This window comes from Empedobacter sp. EJD.6dd, assembly GCF_057369435.1.
Window position 1 is genome coordinate 1,746,777 of the sequence record NZ_CM170667.1, and the last position, 17,714, is coordinate 1,764,490.

The window sequence follows — 17,714 nt, forward strand, 5'->3', positions numbered from 1 at the left end:
TAATCTAAAGGATTATGACAGAATTTTTTTCAGCGTTCTCGAGCATGTTATCGTCAACGCCAGGAATCTTATTGATTACTATTATCTTCTTAGCTTTTGTTTTTGATTATATAAATGGTTTTCACGACGCCGCAAATTCTATTGCTACAATTGTTGCAACTAAGGTTTTAACACCTTTTCAAGCTGTACTTTGGGCTGCAGTATTCAATTTTGCTGCTTACTTTATTTCAGTTTATTGGATTGGGGAATTCAAAATTGGTAACACCATCGCAAAGTCGGTTAACGAGAACTTTATTACATTAGAAGTTATATTAGCGGGAATTATTGCTGCTATTTCTTGGAATCTATTAACTTGGAAATTCGGTATCCCTTCTTCATCATCTCATACATTAATTGGTGGTTTTATTGGAGCTGCACTAGCTCATGCCGGAGGTTTTTCTGCTGGTGGAGAAGATGTAATTGTTTACAAAAAAGTAATTCCTATTGTTTGCTTTATTGTATTAGCACCTCTAATTGGAATGATTATCGCTTCGATCTTAACAATTATCACCCTTCACATTTGCAAAAAAGCTAAACCTGCTAAAGCCGAATGGTGGTTTAAGAAATTACAATTAGTTTCTTCTGCTTTATTCTCTTTAGGACATGGTATGAATGATGCGCAAAAAGTAATGGGTATTATTGGTGCCGCGGTTATTTTCTATCATATGAATGTAGATTTTGATCCTGCATATGTAGAGGCAGACGATAAATTCCAATATTTCGTTGCACACTGGATGTGGGTTCCTATCACTTCTTTCGTTGTTATCGCGTTAGGAACAATGGGAGGAGGATGGAAAATCATCAAAACAATGGGATCTAAAATTACAAAAGTAACACCTTTAGAAGGTGTAGTTGCTGAAACTTCTGGAGCAATGACGCTTTATATTTCTGAGCATTTCGGAATTCCAGTTTCTACAACACATACTATTACTGGTTCTATTATTGGTGTTGGTTTAACAAAACGTGTTTCTGCCGTTCGTTGGGGAGTAACAATTAGTTTACTTTGGGCATGGGTACTTACCATTCCCGTCTCAGCGTTATTAGCTGCATTAATCTATTATATTGTCACATTATTTGTATAAAAAATATATTCAACTAAAGGAGCTAAATAAGCTCCTTTTTTTATTTAGTAAAGATTTTTTCAAAATCAATATAATAGAATTAAGAAATTGTTAAATTTGCGCAATGCAATTAACTGTATTATTTATCATTATCGGCTTAGCCATTTTATTCGATTTTTTAAATGGTTTTCATGACGCCGCAAACTCTATTGCAACTGTTGTTACAACAAAAGTTTTAACGCCTATACAGGCAGTTATATGGGCTGCATTTTTCAATTTTGTTGCCTTTTTCATTGCCAAATATATCATTGGAGAATTTGGAGTTGCAGATACTATCGCCAAAATTATTAAAGAAGATGTTGTCGTCGCATTTGGTTCTAATCCATCTGTCGTAGTTATGGCAGCACTTTCCGCAGCAATAACTTGGAATATTTTAACTTGGAAATTAGGTATTCCCTCTTCTTCATCTCACACATTAATTGGAGGATTAGCAGGAGGTGCATTAGCTGCTACAGGTTATGATTTTTCAGCAATCAATAGCACAATAATCTTGACAATTATTGCTTTTATCTTAGTTGCTCCTATCATTGGTTTAGTTGCTGGAAATGTTATTTATATCATCACACTTAATCTTTGTAGAAAAGCAAAACCTCACAAAGCTGATGCTTGGTTTAAGAAGTTACAATTAGTTTCATCTGCAATGTTGAGTATTGGACATGGTTTAAATGATTCACAAAAAGTAATGGGAGTTATCACATTTGCATTACTTGCGAACCAAACTGAAATTACAAATACTGATATGAGTCAATGGATTCTAGATGATGTTTTTCATTGGAAACATTGGTTTGTTACAACAAGTAGCACAGATATTCACGATTGGGTACCAATTATGTGTTTCTCTGCAATTGCATTAGGAACATTGGGAGGCGGAATGAAGATTTTAAAAACGATGGGAAATAAAATCACAAAAATTACCCCTATCGAAGGTTTCACTGCTCAAACAGCATCTGCAATCACATTATTCTTTACAGAACATATCAAAATGCCCGTGTCAACAACACATGTAATCACCGGATCTATTATTGGAGTTGGAATGGTAAAAAGAGTTTCTGCAGTACGCTGGGGAGTTACAATTAGCTTATTATGGGCTTGGATTTTGACAATCCCTGTTTCTGCACTTATTGCAACTGGTTTCTATTATTTGTTTTCAATGTTTTTCTAACATTAAAATTTAATCATATAAAAAAATGGCTGTCAACTTTGACAGCCATTTTCTATTTATTTTAATTTATTCTTGAATGATTATTTACTAAAATCTTCTTTCAATAAATCAATTTTTGCTAACAATTCTTTTTGAATAGTTGGATATTGTTCTTTTGATGCTAAAGGAGCATTTACAGAGAAATAATATTTAATCTTAGGCTCTGTTCCAGAAGGGCGACAAGCTACTTTACTTCCGTCCTCTGTATAGAAAATCAATACATTTGACTTTGGTATCTCAATCTCTTTTTCTTCACCAGAAATTAAATTTTTGTCAATAGAAGTTTGATAATCTTTTATACGAATAACTTTAGATCCAGCTAACTCTTTTGGAGGATTTGATCTAAATTCCACCATCATTTTTGCAATCAATTCAGCACCTTCTTTACCAGGTTTCACAATATTAATTAAATCCTCTTGATAAGCTTTTCCGATTTCAAGATAGATCTCCATTAATTTATTGTATAATGAACTCCCTTTGGCTTTTTGTACAGCAGCAATTTCAGAAACTAATAAAGCCGTTGTAACAGAATCTTTATCACGAATAAAATCTCCTACCATAAATCCGAATGATTCTTCCCCTCCTCCGACAAAACTTTCTTTACCTTCGAATTTACGAATCATATCAGCAATCCATTTGAACCCTGTTAAACCAACTTTACAATCAACATTGAATTTCGCTGCGATATCATAGAAAATATCAGATGTTACAATTGTAGATCCAATAAATTCTTTTCCAACTAATTTACCTGCTTCTTGCCATTTTTCTAATAAATAATATGCCAAAACAGTGTTCATTTGGTTACCATTTAATAAAACAATTTCTCCTTCGTTATTACGAGTAGCAACACCTACACGATCAGCATCAGGATCTGTTCCTATCACAACATCAGCATTAATTTCGTTCGCTAAAGCAACTGCCATTACCAATGCTTCTGGCTCTTCTGGATTTGGTGATTTTACCGTAGGGAAATCTCCACTTGGAATTGCTTGTTCAGCAACTTGATGAACTTGTGTAAAACCTGCTTTCTCGAATGCTTTTGGTGTAATTGCTACCGCAGTTCCGTGAATAGAAGTGAAAACAATTTTGATATCGTTTTTACCTTCTTGAGTAAAACTTCCGTTTACTACGCATGCATCAATAAAAGCTTCATCAATCTCTTTTCCGATGTAAGTTAGCAACGTATCGTTTCCTTGAAATTTAATTTCTTCAACTTTTACATTGTTTACTTCGTTGATAATTTCTCCATCTTGAGGTGGAACAATTTGTGCACCATCATTCCAATAAACTTTATAACCATTATACACTGGAGGATTATGAGAAGCTGTCAACACAATTCCTGCATCACAACCTAAATGACGAACTGTAAACGACAATTCAGGAGTTGGACGAAAAGATTCGAACAAATAAACATTGATACCATTCGCAGTCAAAACATCTGCAACCATTTTTGCGAATGTATCCGAATTGTGGCGAACATCGTAAGCAATGGCAACTTTTTTCTCTTTATTAGGAAATTGTTGATTGATATAATTTGCTAAACCTTGCGTTGCTGCACCAAGTGTATATTTATTCAAACGATTTGTTCCAACACCCATTATACCACGCATTCCTCCTGTTCCAAACTCAAGGTTTTTATAAAAAGAATCGTCTAATTCGGTTGGATTATTATCAATTAAATCTTGAACAGCTTTTCTTGTTTCCGCATCATAAGCGTCAGAAAGCCATAATTTAGCATTATCTAAACTTGAAGTCATTCTTATCTTTTATTTTTTTAGTACTTGGGCGCGGTCGGCAATTTTTGTATCCTTATTAGGATCGCCCATAAAATTTACAATTGAGTTTCCTTTTGCAGAACCATATAAGGTTTGACGTGCATTGATGTCTAACAAAGCGTTATCATCAGTCGTAAAATTAGCTTCATTCACTTCATACTTGAATAAATTTAATTTCGATTCGCCATAAGCTTTCACTTTCATAGTTCCAGCAGTACCTTCTAACATTACATTTGATTGGTCATCTGCCTTCAAATTAAAGTTATTGGTAATTAAATAGGTTTGATTAATTCGTGCTTGATCAGCTACATTCATTTCCAATTCATCAACATTTAATGTTCCAGAAGTTGTTAATGAAGTTTGTTTGTTCACATCAATTTTTTCTAAATCGCGTGTCACATATACATACAAATCATAGGCGCTGTATTGATCTACATTTGATTTTTCTTTAATTGAAACAGTATTGTTTTTTGCTTCAACTTCTAAATTATCAATTATATTTTGATGCGATTCTACTTTAACTCCAGATTTATTTCCTGGAACCAAAATAACATTGCAATTACACGAAACGCTCAAATCTTTGATGTTATCGGCTGTATACTCTTTTTGAGCTGTTGCTGCACCTTCTCCATCTATAGAAGATGAACAAGAGGTAGCTACTAAACCTAAAAATCCTAACAAAATAATTTTCTTCATAGTAGTTGGTGTTTAATTAATTTAAATTCAATTCTTTTTGAACTAAATATAATTGTTTCTCTCTATTATTTCGAACAATTAATTCGCCCAAAAATCCCGCCAAAAATAATTGTGTCCCTAAAATCATAAAAACTAATGAAATATAAAAATAAGGACTATCTGTAATTAACTTGGCTGGAGTATGCGAAATATAAACTTTGTATAATTTTTCGATTCCGATATAAAAGGATGATAAAAAGCCTAATATAAACATCAATGTTCCTAATAGACCGAAAATATGCATTGGTTTATTTCCGAATCTTGACGCGAAGAAAAGTGTAATCAAATCTAAGAAACCATTTACAAAACGATTTGCACCAAATTTTGAAACACCATATTTACGTGCTTGATGTTTTACTTTTTTCTCGATAATTCTCGAATATCCAGCATTTTTTGCTAAAACAGGAATATAACGGTGCATATCACCATACAATTCGATATTTTGCGTGACTTCCCAACGATAAGCTTTCAAACCACAGTTAAAATCATGCAATTTTACACCAGACGTTTTGCGAGCAACACCATTGAATAATTTCGAAGGAAGATTTTTTGTCAATTTATTGTCTTGACGGTTTTCTTTCCAACCCGAAACGATATCAGCTTTTTGGTTTTTCAACATTTTGTATAACGATGGAATTTCCTCAGGAAAATCTTGTAAATCGGCATCCATTGTAATAACAACATCACCTTTTACTTCTTTAAAAGCTGCACTTAAAGCTGGAGATTTTCCATAATTTTTACGGAATTTAATTCCTTTCACTTCAGGATTAAAATTGGCAATATATTCGATAATTTGCCATGAATCATCTGTACTTCCGTCATCAACGAAAATAACTTCGAATGTAAAATCATTCTGTTCACAGACTTTTTTGATTCTGTAGAATAATTCCTCTAAGGAATCTTGTTCGTTCAATAAAGGAACAACAACTGAAATATCCATATGTTAAAAAACACGTTTTTTTAAGAATTGTGAAAACATCGCCGAAATTGCGATGTAGAAAGATAAGAAAATTGAGAATAATCCGAAGAAGTTTTTCACTGTAAATAAATTTAGTGTTTTATAATCGTCCGAATTTCTAAATGCTTCGATATCTTTTGCAATTTTAGGATCTGACATATTTGATGTAAAAGTGTCTAACAATCCTTGTTTCAAACTATCTTGTGCCCATTCTCCATAGGTATTGAAGAAAACAAATATTACAGTCAAACTAATAACTCCTGCAAAGAAAATGGTATAGAAACCTACTTTAAATCCTTCTTTGAAAGTCATTAATTCATCAATTGATTGATGAATTTTTGCTTTTTTTCGTGATAAGTTGAAAATTGTAAAAAAACAGTACAACGCATACAAAGGTAAAACTACAAAACAGCATATCATGAAGCTGTATGTGTAATAATCTTTTACAGATACTGTTCCATTTAACGAAAAATAAAAGTAAAGTGCAAAAAACAACGCTAATGTAATTGCTGTAAGCACTAATGAGTTTTTGAAAATTTTATTAAAACTAATCATTCGGCAAAGATAATTATATCCTTTATTCTACGATATATTATTTTCTATGATTTAAAAACGGAATTTGTATTTATAAATAAATTATTTTTGTTTGGAAATGATTTATTTATTAACACGTTTTCTATATCTATTACTTCTCACTTTTTCTGTTTTTATAGTAAAAGCGAGTGATAGAATCACGTCTTTAGAAAACTATTTATATAATTACAATTCCATTTTATACAATAACCCTTCTGAAGTTATTTCAAATGCAGAATTTTTAATCCGAAATTCAACTGACAAAAAAAATATAAATGAAGCTTATTTACTTTTAGCTTATGGAAATTTTTATGCGGGAAAAAATGATAAAGCTTTAGAAAATGTAACTATTGCTCATATTGGAGCATTAAACCTTTCAAATAAAAAATTAATTGATGAAGCTGAATTTCTTTTGCAACGCATTTATCAACGATATAATTTATATAATTTTTCGGAGAAATATATTCTCGAAAATCATTCTCAAAATAGTTTATCTATAAAAGCTAAACAATATTTAAATCAAGGAAACTTTTTAAAATGCATCGAAACTTTAGCACAAAAGAATAGTTTAACAATAGATGAAAATTTAACTTTATCTAAAGCTTATCTTAAGAATCATCAATACGAGAAAGCATTTAAATTGTTGCAAAAACTTGAAAATAACAATTCTCTTGGCTTATATTTCAAAGCAAGAATTGAATTGTATTTTGGAGAATTTTATTTTGATAAAAGAGAGACTCAAAATGCATTAATTCATTATAAAAAAGCATTGTTTATTGCAAAAAAAATAAATCATCCTTTTTTAATAAATGATGCATATTACAACTTAGGAGCTTTGTATTTATCAAATCATTCTATCAATGAATTTAATTATTATAACGAGAAATATGATTCTATCTCGACGTTAAATTTATTGATGAATCAAAAAATTAACAATGAAATTTTTCATCATCAATCAAAAATTATCCAATTTAATCAACAGAAAAAAGATAATTTCTATAGATATTTCATAATAATCATTAGTGTTGTTTTACTAACAAGTATTCTTATTTATATTTTTATTCTGAATAAGAAAAAACAAAAACTAAAACTTGTAACAACGATTCTAAATACTATAAAAGGTTATGACAACGAAGCTATACAAATAGAAGTTGATAAAATAGACCTTCAAAAAGCAGATTTATTATCAAAAGATAAAGAATATTCTCTTCTGCAAAAGTTAGATTCTTTTGAAAAAACGAATAAGTTCTTGTCAAAAAATGTCTCATTAGGATTAGTAGCTTCTCAATTGGATACAAATACAAAATATTTGAGTGAAGTAATTAATCGTCATAAAAAAAAGAATTTTAACACTTATATCAATGAATTGAGAATAAAATATATTTTGAATAAATTGACTACTGACAATAATTATTTGAATTATAAGATAACTTATATAGCAGAAGAGGCTGGTTTTTCTTCGCATAGTAGTTTTGTTTCTTCATTCAAAACATACACAGGAACTACACCTACAATTTTTATTAGTACTATTGCGCAAACAAAAGAATTATGAAAAAAGCACTCTTTATCTGGTTGTTTATACTTTGTAATTTTAATTGTTTTGCTCAAAGTGATTCAATCAAAATGAAAAATTTATACGAAGAAGCTAAGAAAAATGTTTACAATAATCCAAAGCAAGCTTTAAAACAAATTGAAATTTTGATCAAACAATCAAATGTAAATGCTGATCAATTAGTTAATATTTATTTTCTGAAATCAACAGCATATTCTAATTTGAACGATAAAGAACATGCTTTAAAAAGCTTGACAAAAACTTACGAATTAGTTAATTCTATAAAAAACGATCAAAAAAAAATTACTATTCTTCATCATCTTGCATCTATTTATCAGAATCTAAATTTGTATGATAAATCGCTTAATTACCTAAATGATGCTGAAAAAATAATTGCACAAATAAAGAATAAAGATGAAAAGTATGTAGCTATTTCGTATAACTATACTGTTAGAGGTTTAATTTTTAAAGATTCAAATAATTGTAGCAGTGCAATTGATTATTTTAACAAAGGAATAAATAGTTACAATAAAATTCAAAATAAATTTGTTGCATATTCTAATAAAAGTGTGATTTATTACAACTTAGGTTATTGTTACTTAAAATCTGATAAAATAAATGCTGAAAAAGCTTTTAACGAATCATATCGATTAGCAAAATTAACAGAAACAAAAATTTTAATTGCTTATTCTTTAAAAGGTTTAGGTGAATATTATTTTAAACTAAATGAATATAAAAAATCTAATAAAAACCTGAATGAAGCTATTGCTTTATTAAATGATATTGAAGATCCTATTTTAAAAAGAAACATTTACAGTTTAGTTGGATTAAATAGTATAGCTTTACAAGAATGGTCACATTATGAAAAAGCAGATAGCTTATCAACTTTATATGGAAAAAAAGTAAAAGATTCTGAAAATAGAACAATTAGTTTAGCCATAAAATCGTTGGATGAAGAAGCTAAATCATCAACTAAAAGATCTATAATCAATACTACAATAATTGGAATTGCTTCTTTTTTGATATTAATTCTTATCAGCTCATTTTTTTATAGGAGATTTAAAAAATTAAATAAAAATATTCTTCAAAGTCAAGAAGAACTCAATTCTTTTCTTAAAAAAAATAATTTGAGTTAGTATAAATATCTTAAAATGAACAAGAAATAATTCTTCTTTCAATAAACTTCAAAATCTTTTTCAAAAACCCTTTTATTTCTACAAAACTTTCTTACCTTTGCATCAGGCAAGTCCTACACAACCAGCTCCTGTTGAATCCTCCAGGACGGGAACGTAGCAAAGGTATACGGTCGTAGCGGTGTGATGTAGATCGCTTGCCTATTTTTATTTCCTTAAATTTCACTCTCACTTTTTTTTACCCGATTATTTATTCGTAAATTTGCAACCATTGATTTAAAGAATTCAATGGAAACAAACAAGACACCAAAGTACATTTTCGTTACAGGAGGAGTAACTTCTTCATTAGGAAAAGGAATTGTAGCATCATCTTTAGGAATGCTATTAGAAGCGAGAGGATATAGAGTAACAATTCAAAAATTAGATCCCTATATTAATATAGATCCAGGAACACTTAATCCTTACGAACATGGAGAATGTTATGTGACGGAAGATGGTGCCGAGACCGATTTGGATTTAGGACATTACGAGCGCTTCTTGAACCGCGCTACTTCTCGTGCAAATTCAGTTACTACAGGTCGTATTTATCAAACAGTTATAGAAAAAGAACGTCGTGGAGATTATTTAGGAAAAACAGTTCAAGTTGTTCCTCATATCACAAACGAAATCAAACGCCGTATCAAATTATTAGGTAATACTGGTGATTATGATATCATTATTACTGAAATTGGAGGTACTGTGGGAGATATTGAATCTTTACCGTATATCGAAACAATTCGTCAATTAATTTGGGAATTAGGAGAACACAATTCTCAAGTTATTCACTTAACATTAGTTCCATATTTAGCTGCTGCAGGCGAACTTAAAACTAAACCAACTCAACATTCTGTTCGTACATTAATGGAAAATGGTATTCATGCCAATGTTCTAGTTACACGTACGGAGCGTCATTTACCAAAAGATGTTAAAGCAAAATTGGCTTTATTCTGTAATGTTCGCAAAGAAAATGTGATTGAAAGTATGGATGCGGACACAATTTATGAAGTTCCATTCTTATTACATGAACAAAATTTTGACGAAGTTGTTTTAAAAGGCTTAGATTTGCCAACTGATCAAGAACCAGATTTTACAGTTTGGAACAAATTCTTATCAAACCATAAAAATCCTAAAAACGAAATCGAAATTGCTTTAGTAGGTAAATACGTTTCGTTACACGATTCTTATAAATCAATTACAGAAGCATTTGTACATGCTGCTGCAACATGCGAAACGAATGTAAAAGTTCGTTGGGTTTATTCTGGAGATATTACAGAAGACAATGTTGGAGAGCAATTACAAGGAGTTTCTGGTGTTTTGATTGCACCAGGTTTTGGTGATCGTGGAATTTTAGGTAAAATTATTGCTGCAAATTATGCAAGACGAAACAATATTCCAACATTAGGTATTTGTTTGGGAATGCAAATTATGGCAATTGAATTTGCGCGTAACGTTTTAGGTTACGAAAAAGCAGATTCAGCAGAAATGGATTTAACAACACCTTACCCTGTAATCAGTTTGATGGAAGATCAAAAAGATGTATCGGACAAAGGAGGAACAATGCGTTTAGGAAATTGGAAATGTGAATTAACAGCGAATACAAAAATCGCAAATATTTACAATACAACCGAAATCTTAGAGCGTCACCGTCATAGATATGAATTCAACAACGAGTTTTACAATGAATTTGTTGAAAACAATTTTATGCCAGTTGGTAAAAATCCAGAAACAGAATTAGTAGAAATTTTAGAACATAATCAACACCCATTTTATATAGGTGTACAATTCCATCCGGAATATAAAAGTACAGTTGCTTCGCCACATCCTTTATTTATAAGTTTTATCGAAGCTTCTTTATTGAATAAACAAAATGATTTATTAAATGCAACAAGAGAAAAAATTTGATTTTAACCAAACGATTGGTTTTATTTTAATTGCAATTCTTTTTGGCGTATTCTATTTTCTAAACAAACCTTCAGCAGAAGAAGTTGAAGCACAGAAAAAAGAATTAGTACAAAAGCAAGAGCAAGCAAAAAAACAGGAACAATTAAATAAGACAGCTACAACACAAGCTTTTCAAACTGTAGATCCTACATTAGCAAAAGATGTTGAAGTTAGTAATGATAAATTAAAAGTTACTTTTTCGCCAAAAGGAGCTCAAATTTCTGATGTAGAAGTTATCGGATATACAGCTTACAACAACGAAAAAGACGGACACAAAGATCCTTTACATTTGATAAAAGATGGATCTAGTAAGTTCAACTTATCATTCAAAACAAAACAAGGAGCTGTTCTTAATGTTTCGGATTTGGTATTTGTACCACAAGTACAAAAAAATGCGAACAACACAATTGTGACGTTTACAGCAAATGCTCAAAATAGTCAAATTCAATATATTTATACATTAGGAGATTCTTATGGAATCGATTTCGAAGTAAAAACACAAGGTTTATCGAATATTACTTCTGAGAAAAATGTAGACTTAGCTTGGACGATGGATGGCTTTAGTACTGAAAAAGGAAAAGATCAAGAAAAATATTGGTCACATACTTATTTTCAGTTCAAAGGAAATAAAGACATCGAATACGAATTATTTGGTTCTGACGAATGGGAAGAAGAGGAAGCTATTTCTTGGGTAGCAAACAAACAACAATTCTTCGCAACAGTTTTATCAAATGATGAAGGGTTTAAAAACACAAAAGGAGGTTCTAAAAACTCTGAAAAAGAAGATTTAACTTATAGTAAACACTATCATTTAAACTCTAAATTAGATTTAAAAAATAGTGAAATCAACACGAAATTCACTTGGGATTTTATTCCATTGGATTATAAAATGTTGAAAGATTACAATGACAAAGGATTCCAAAACTTAATTGACTTTGGTTGGGGATTATTTGGTTGGTTAAATAAATATTTCTTCTTGAATGTTTTCAAATGGTTAGCTTCTGTAGGAATTACTTACGGATGGGTAATCTTCTTGATGACAATCGTTGTAAAATTGATCTTATCACCAATTATGTACAAACAATACCGTCAATCTGCATTGATGAAAGTTGTTCGTCCAGAATTAAATGAAATCAACGAAAAATACAAGGATTCAAAAGATGCAATGAAGAAGCAACAAGAAACAATGGCAATTTATCGTAATGCCGGCATCAATCCTTTAGCAGGATGTTTACCAGCTTTATTACAAATTCCAATTTTCTACGCATTATTCCGTTTCTTCCCGAACTTACTTGACTTGAGAGGTGTTCCTTTCTGGTTCGTAGACGATTTAACTGCTTTTGATGATTTAATAAAATTACCAGAATGGGTTCCATTCTTAAATGGTCACTTAAGTATATTTGCTTTATTATACATCGTTGCAATGATGATTTATTTTAAAGTTTCAGGATCTATGGATAACTTCCAAATGCCACAACAAGAAGGAATGCCAAATATGCAATTCATGAAATACATGATGTATGTAATGCCTGTATTCTTCTTTGTATTCCTTAACAATTACGCTTCTGGTTTATCTTGGTATTACTTAGTTTCTAATGCAATTAATATCTTTATCGTATTATACATTAAGAAATATATGGTTCATGAAGCGAAAATTCATCAAATCATACAAGACAACAAAACAAAACCTAAAAAACAAGGTAAGTTTGCAACTCGTATGCAAGAAATGATGAAACAAGCTCAAGAAATGCAAGAGCAACAAAAGAATAATAAGAAAAAATAATTTTCAATATAATTCAAACTTAAAAATCCGTTAATAATAATTAACGGATTTTTTATTTATTCAAGACAGTAAATAATTTATTAATTTATATAATTACTAATCAGGTAAATATTCATTTAAAAATAACTTTATAGTGTACAGGTTACACTTTTTATTAATAAATTATTTTTTATTTATTAATTTCAGATTATTATTGTCTTTAAATAATAAATAACATGAATAATTTTTACTCAATTAAAGACCAAACAGCGAATCCAGGACCGCTTGGTTTATTTGGATTTGCAATGACAACTGTATTGTTGAATATTCATAATGCAGGTTTTTTTCCAGTTAATAGTATGATTATGGGAATGGGTGTTTTCTTTGGTGGTGGAGCGCAGTTTATAGCTGGCGTAATGGAATGGAAAAAAGGAAATAACTTTGGTAGTGTTGCATTCATGTCTTATGGAGCGTTTTGGTTAACACTTGTTTTTACTTGGTTAGCGCCATTACTTGGAGTAGAAAAACCAGATGGAAATGCAATGGGATGTTATTTAGGAATGTGGGGATTATTTACTTTAGTTAACTTTTTACAAACTTTAAAAGGAAACTTAGTAGGAAAACTATTGTTTGGTTCACTTACCTTGTTATTCTTTTTATTAGCAGCTGCTAACTTTACTGGAAATGAAGCTATTTTACATTTTGCAGGATGGACAGGAATAGTTTGCGGATTTATTGCTTTTTACGAAGCTTCTGCAATTATGATTAATCAGAAATACGAAAAAACAATTCTTCCATTATAAAATAGGACATAAAAAAAACTCCTTTATCAGTTAGATAAAGGAGTTTTTTTATAATAGAATTGTATTATTTATTAAACATAGGTGCTAATAATTTTTTCCATATAAATAACAAAATTAAAGCTCCTAAAATAGAGAAAATCCAATCTAATGGACTAAAGAAACTTACTTCTCCATCGTGAGAAATTCCTAAAATAGTACGCATATAAGCACCTAAATAAGCACCTACAATACCAATTATAGCTGTTACTACAAATCCTCCCGGATCTTTACCAGGCATAATAGCTTTTGCAATACCTGCACAAATAAGTCCGAATACAAGGTAAACTAAGAAGCTCCAAATCCCTGTAATACCCAACATAATAAATGAAGTTGTCATCATAATTAATAATATTTTTTATGGTTGTTTAAATTGTTAAGCAAAACTTAACTAAAATCGTTCCAAAAAGATAAGAAAACTTTTTGTATTTTGTAGATTTGTATCACTATAAAAAAATAAAATTTATGTCTCTAATAAAATCAATTTCAGGTTTTCGTGGAACAATTGGAGGAAAACCAGGAGATAACTTAACGCCAATCGATGCAGTAAAATTTGCAGCCGCTTATGGAACATGGTTAAAAAACCAATCTATAAAATCAGAATACAAAGTAATTGTTGGTCGTGATGCACGTATTTCAGGACAAATGGTTTCTCAGTTAGTTTGTTCTACTTTGCAAGGTTTAGGAATTAATGTTGTTGATTTAGGTTTATCTACAACACCAACAGTAGAAGTGATGGTCACTCATTTACATGCAGATGGAGGAATTATTTTAACTGCTTCTCACAATCCTAAAGAATGGAATGCACTGAAATTATTAAATGCTAAAGGAGAATTTGTTTCTGGTGATGATGGTGCTCAAATTTTAGCTTTCGCTGATAAAGATGATTATACATTTGCCGAAGTAGATGAGTTGGGTTCTTACGAAACATTTGACGATGCAATTGATTTACATATCGAGAAAATTTTAGCTTTACCTTTGGTTAATGCTGAAGCAATTCAAAATAAAAATTTTAAAGTTGCGATTGATGCTGTTAACTCAACAGGTGGAATTGCAATTCCTAAATTATTACAACGTTTGGGCGTTATTCATTATGATATGTATTGTGAACCAAACGGACATTTCCCACACAATCCAGAACCTTTAAAAGAACATTTAGGTGACATTTGTAAAAAAGTGGTTGATGAACAAGCTGATTTCGGAATTGTTGTAGATCCTGATGTTGACCGTTTAGCAATTATCGATGAAAAAGGTGAAATGTTTGGTGAAGAATATACATTAGTTGCCGTTGCAGATTATGTTTTATCTAAAACGCCTTCAGCAACAGTTTCTAACTTATCATCTTCTCGTGCCTTACGTGATATTGCAGAAAAATATGGTCAAAAATATTCACCATCTGCAGTTGGAGAAGTGAATGTTGTAGTTGAAATGAAAAACGTAGGTGCTAAAATTGGTGGAGAAGGAAATGGCGGAATTATTTACCCAGAATTACACTACGGACGCGATTCTTTAGTTGGAATAGCTTTATTCTTAACTTATTTAGCCGAACAAGATAAATCAGTTTCTGAATTAAGAGCTTCTTATCCAGCTTACTTTATGGCAAAAAAGAAAATCGAATTAACACCCGAAATCAATGTTGACGAATTATTAGTAAAAATTCAAGAAGTTTATAAAAACGAAGAAATCAATACAGTTGATGGGGTTAAAATTGATTTTCCTACAGAATGGGTTCATTTAAGAAAATCTAATACAGAACCAATTATTCGTATTTACACAGAAAGTACTTCAGAAGAAAATGCGAACAAATTAGCTGATAAAATGATCGAAAGTATAAAAAATATCATCTAAAACAATCTGTTTTAATTGTTTAATAAATGTGCAAAACTCTAACAATTCATTAGGATTTTTGCGCATTTTATTTTGTAAATTAGTTTGATATTATGGACGAAGATTTTTTTAATAACGAACTAATTGAAAGTTTTGAGCAAATGCTTGATAATCGTGAATATAAGTATTACGATTCAGAGGATTTGGTTGAAATTATAGAATTCTATATCGAAGTAAATGATAGTGAATATGCAAAACGTGCGCTCGATTTTGCAGAAAAAATGCATCCTGAAAATGTAGACATCAAAATCAAGAAAATAGAATATCTTCTTTCGATTAATGAATTAAAACGTTCAGCAAAACTAATTCAAGAGCTGAAAGATGTAGCAGCAAATGAATTGGATTATTTATTGGTGCAAGCTCGTTTTTGGGGAATGAAAAATATGCCTCGAAAAGCCATTAACTTTTACGAAGAAGCCTTGCAAATTGATGACGAAGAAACAGATTTTATCTGTAATTGTATCGGAAATGAATATTTGAATTTAGATGAAGTTCATTCTGCATTGATTGCTTTTAGAAAAGCGTTGAAATATAATCCAGAAAATGACTACTCTTTCTATTCAATCATTCAATGTTTTGAAGAAATTCATAATCCTGATGAGTGTATCGAATTTTTAAAAGATTTTATAGACGATAATCCCTATTCAGAAGTTGCTTGGTTGCAACTTGGTTTGTTGTACAACCACAAAAAAATGTATGACGAAGCAATAAATGCTTTAGATTATGTAATTGCAATCAATCCAAATTCTATCGCTGGACACGCCAATAAAGCTGTTTCTTTAGAAGAATTAGGTAAATATAACCAAGCAATCGAAACCTTAGAAGAAACGTTAGAATATGACGATTCTCCTGCTGTAACACATTTTAAGATCGGAGAATTGTATGAGAAATTAGAAAAGCCACAAAAAGCTTTAAAATCTTATCATATTGCAATAAAAGAAGATCCACAATTGGATAAAGTTTGGGCAAAATCTGCTGCTTTATACGACAAAATGGGCAATTTGGAAGAAGCTGAATATTACATTCACCGTGCTATTGAATTGAGTGAAGATAATCCTGAATATTATACCAATTCAACTTACTATTTCTTAAAACAAATGAAGTTTGAAGAAGCGTTGAAAAGTTTGGCTAAATTGGTCGAATTAAAACCTTTGGTTTTCAATACATGGTTCGCTTATGTGGAAACAATGATTGCGGTTGGTGAATACGACCAAGCAATTGCCGTTTTATTAACAGGAGCTTTGAAGAATTTCAATCGTGCCGAATTTTTCTATCAATTGAGTAATGTTTATTATTTAACAGATCAAGATCAATTGGGAAATGAAGCATTGAGCAATGCATTAAGTCTGGATAAAAACATCAAAGAAATGATGATCGAAAATTACCCAATTCTTCAAGAAAAAATTAACCAAATTTCAGAAAAATAAGAATAATAAATATAATTCTTAAGCCATCTTTTTAGATGGCTTTTTTCTTCACCATAAAATAACATTGTTCTAATCAAAAAAGAGTTAACTTTATATAACCAAACAAATCATATGAACTTTGTTGCACATCAATACTTGTCTTTCGAAAATCAATCCCTTCAAATTGGGAATTTACTAGGAGAAATTGTAAAAGGTAATCAATATATTAGGTACAAAGATGAAATTCAGAAAGGAATTTTACTTCATCGATCAATTGATTCGTTTACAGATTCACATGACATTGTCAAACAAAGCTCGAGTTATTTTCACCAAACACAACATAAATTTGCTCCCATTATTATTGATGTGATTTACGATTATTTCTTAATCAAGCATTGGAATAATTTTTCAGAAATTCCTTTCGAAAACTTCAAATCAAATTGTTATCAACTTTTTAAAGATGAATACAATTCGTTTCCAAAAAAACTACAAGAAACCATTTTTTATTTATTAAAATATGATTGGTTCGAAAATTATTCGACAATAGAAGGTGTTCAGAAAACATTGAAAGGTATTGGAAGTCGAACAAAATATCAAAATAATTTACATCAAATCATTCCCGAATTTGAAAAAAATTACTCTAATCTCGAAAATGATTTTCAAAACTTTTTTCCTCAACTTCAATCTCATTGTAAAAAGTTCGTTCTTCTTGATAATCAAGTCTAAATTTCATTTTAAGAATTCGATAAAATT

At 30.4% G+C, this 17,714-nt stretch carries 15 protein-coding genes and 1 other RNA gene; 11 read left to right on the top strand and 5 right to left on the bottom strand.

Going from position 1 to position 17,714, the window contains the following annotated elements:
* Positions 1-14 precede the first annotated feature (14 nt).
* A complete protein-coding gene (locus AC2I98_RS08255) occupies positions 15-1,121 on the top strand; it encodes an inorganic phosphate transporter (RefSeq protein ID WP_486411239.1) in 1,107 nt (368 codons plus the stop codon).
* A gap of 103 nt (positions 1,122-1,224) precedes the next feature.
* Complete coding sequence (locus tag AC2I98_RS08260) at positions 1,225-2,322, top strand: inorganic phosphate transporter (protein WP_486411240.1); 1,098 nt, start codon at positions 1,225-1,227, stop codon at positions 2,320-2,322.
* 80 nt (positions 2,323-2,402) lie between these two features.
* Here AC2I98_RS08260 and AC2I98_RS08265 read toward each other — a convergent pair whose 3' ends face one another.
* Genes AC2I98_RS08265 through AC2I98_RS08280 form a run of 4 tightly spaced genes read right to left on the bottom strand, consistent with a single transcriptional unit; the run spans position 2,403 to position 6,348 of the window.
* Positions 2,403-4,118 carry a phospho-sugar mutase gene (locus tag AC2I98_RS08265; protein WP_486411241.1) on the bottom strand — a complete coding sequence of 572 codons (1,716 nt, stop codon included), beginning with the start codon at positions 4,116-4,118 and terminating at the stop codon, positions 2,403-2,405.
* Positions 4,119-4,127: 9 nt separating this feature from the next.
* A complete protein-coding gene (locus AC2I98_RS08270) occupies positions 4,128-4,832 on the bottom strand; it encodes a GIN domain-containing protein (protein ID WP_486411242.1) in 705 nt (234 codons plus the stop codon).
* Positions 4,833-4,848: 16 nt separating this feature from the next.
* The gene (locus AC2I98_RS08275) at positions 4,849-5,811 is read right to left on the bottom strand and encodes a glycosyltransferase family 2 protein (protein ID WP_486411243.1); all 963 of its coding nucleotides are present in this window, start codon (positions 5,809-5,811) and stop codon (positions 4,849-4,851) included.
* Between the two features lie 3 nt (positions 5,812-5,814).
* On the bottom strand, positions 5,815-6,348 hold the full coding sequence (locus AC2I98_RS08280; RefSeq protein ID WP_486411244.1) for a DUF4199 domain-containing protein: 534 nt from the start codon (positions 6,346-6,348) through the stop codon (positions 5,815-5,817).
* 133 nt (positions 6,349-6,481) lie between these two features.
* Between AC2I98_RS08280 and AC2I98_RS08285 the strand changes: the two genes are divergently transcribed.
* From AC2I98_RS08285 to AC2I98_RS08310, 6 genes are all read left to right on the top strand, one after another.
* Positions 6,482-7,954 carry a helix-turn-helix domain-containing protein gene (locus AC2I98_RS08285; protein WP_486411245.1) on the top strand — a complete coding sequence of 491 codons (1,473 nt, stop codon included), beginning with the start codon at positions 6,482-6,484 and terminating at the stop codon, positions 7,952-7,954.
* Between the two features lie 71 nt (positions 7,955-8,025).
* On the top strand, positions 8,026-9,090 hold the full coding sequence (locus tag AC2I98_RS08290; RefSeq protein ID WP_486411246.1) for a tetratricopeptide repeat protein: 1,065 nt from the start codon (positions 8,026-8,028) through the stop codon (positions 9,088-9,090).
* A gap of 104 nt (positions 9,091-9,194) precedes the next feature.
* An RNA gene (gene ffs, locus AC2I98_RS08295) (signal recognition particle sRNA small type) lies at positions 9,195-9,293 on the top strand.
* 82 nt (positions 9,294-9,375) lie between these two features.
* A complete protein-coding gene (pyrG, locus tag AC2I98_RS08300; protein WP_486411247.1) occupies positions 9,376-11,028 on the top strand; it encodes a CTP synthase in 1,653 nt (550 codons plus the stop codon).
* Positions 11,006-12,850 carry a membrane protein insertase YidC gene (gene yidC / locus AC2I98_RS08305; RefSeq protein WP_486411248.1) on the top strand — a complete coding sequence of 615 codons (1,845 nt, stop codon included), beginning with the start codon at positions 11,006-11,008 and terminating at the stop codon, positions 12,848-12,850. The genes pyrG and yidC overlap by 23 nt, the downstream gene beginning before the upstream one ends.
* A gap of 215 nt (positions 12,851-13,065) precedes the next feature.
* On the top strand, positions 13,066-13,632 hold the full coding sequence (locus tag AC2I98_RS08310; RefSeq protein WP_486411249.1) for an acetate uptake transporter: 567 nt from the start codon (positions 13,066-13,068) through the stop codon (positions 13,630-13,632).
* Between the two features lie 64 nt (positions 13,633-13,696).
* Here AC2I98_RS08310 and AC2I98_RS08315 read toward each other — a convergent pair whose 3' ends face one another.
* Positions 13,697-14,011: a GlsB/YeaQ/YmgE family stress response membrane protein gene (locus AC2I98_RS08315; protein ID WP_486411250.1), complete on the bottom strand. Its 315-nt coding sequence runs from the start codon at positions 14,009-14,011 to the stop codon at positions 13,697-13,699.
* Positions 14,012-14,133: 122 nt separating this feature from the next.
* Here AC2I98_RS08315 and glmM point away from each other — a divergent pair, with 122 nt between their 5' ends.
* From glmM to AC2I98_RS08330, 3 genes are all read left to right on the top strand, one after another.
* Positions 14,134-15,516 (top strand): phosphoglucosamine mutase, encoded by a 1,383-nt coding sequence (gene glmM, locus AC2I98_RS08320; protein ID WP_486411251.1) that lies wholly within the window; start codon positions 14,134-14,136, stop codon positions 15,514-15,516.
* 92 nt (positions 15,517-15,608) lie between these two features.
* Entirely contained in the window at positions 15,609-16,982 is a 1,374-nt protein-coding gene (locus tag AC2I98_RS08325; RefSeq protein WP_486411252.1) for a tetratricopeptide repeat protein, read from the top strand.
* Positions 16,983-17,093: 111 nt separating this feature from the next.
* Positions 17,094-17,687, top strand: a complete 594-nt coding sequence (locus tag AC2I98_RS08330; RefSeq protein ID WP_486411253.1) for an acyl carrier protein phosphodiesterase — start codon at positions 17,094-17,096, stop codon at positions 17,685-17,687.
* The last annotated feature ends 27 nt before the right edge of the window (positions 17,688-17,714 follow it).

Excerpts from the sequence above, each read along its gene's own strand:
- AC2I98_RS08255 (WP_486411239.1), top strand. The coding sequence starts at position 15 with ATGACAGAATTTTTTTCAGCGTTCTCGAGCATGTTATCGTCAACGCCA.
- AC2I98_RS08260 (WP_486411240.1), top strand. The coding sequence starts at position 1,225 with ATGCAATTAACTGTATTATTTATCATTATCGGCTTAGCCATTTTATTC.
- AC2I98_RS08265 (WP_486411241.1), bottom strand. The coding sequence starts at position 4,118 with ATGACTTCAAGTTTAGATAATGCTAAATTATGGCTTTCTGACGCTTAT.
- AC2I98_RS08270 (WP_486411242.1), bottom strand. The coding sequence starts at position 4,832 with ATGAAGAAAATTATTTTGTTAGGATTTTTAGGTTTAGTAGCTACCTCT.
- AC2I98_RS08275 (WP_486411243.1), bottom strand. The coding sequence starts at position 5,811 with ATGGATATTTCAGTTGTTGTTCCTTTATTGAACGAACAAGATTCCTTA.
- AC2I98_RS08285 (WP_486411245.1), top strand. The coding sequence starts at position 6,482 with ATGATTTATTTATTAACACGTTTTCTATATCTATTACTTCTCACTTTT.
- AC2I98_RS08290 (WP_486411246.1), top strand. The coding sequence starts at position 8,026 with ATGAAAAATTTATACGAAGAAGCTAAGAAAAATGTTTACAATAATCCA.
- pyrG (WP_486411247.1), top strand. The coding sequence starts at position 9,376 with ATGGAAACAAACAAGACACCAAAGTACATTTTCGTTACAGGAGGAGTA.
- yidC (WP_486411248.1), top strand. The coding sequence starts at position 11,006 with ATGCAACAAGAGAAAAAATTTGATTTTAACCAAACGATTGGTTTTATT.
- AC2I98_RS08310 (WP_486411249.1), top strand. The coding sequence starts at position 13,066 with ATGAATAATTTTTACTCAATTAAAGACCAAACAGCGAATCCAGGACCG.
- AC2I98_RS08315 (WP_486411250.1), bottom strand. The coding sequence starts at position 14,011 with ATGATGACAACTTCATTTATTATGTTGGGTATTACAGGGATTTGGAGC.
- glmM (WP_486411251.1), top strand. The coding sequence starts at position 14,134 with ATGTCTCTAATAAAATCAATTTCAGGTTTTCGTGGAACAATTGGAGGA.
- AC2I98_RS08325 (WP_486411252.1), top strand. The coding sequence starts at position 15,609 with ATGGACGAAGATTTTTTTAATAACGAACTAATTGAAAGTTTTGAGCAA.
- AC2I98_RS08330 (WP_486411253.1), top strand. The coding sequence starts at position 17,094 with ATGAACTTTGTTGCACATCAATACTTGTCTTTCGAAAATCAATCCCTT.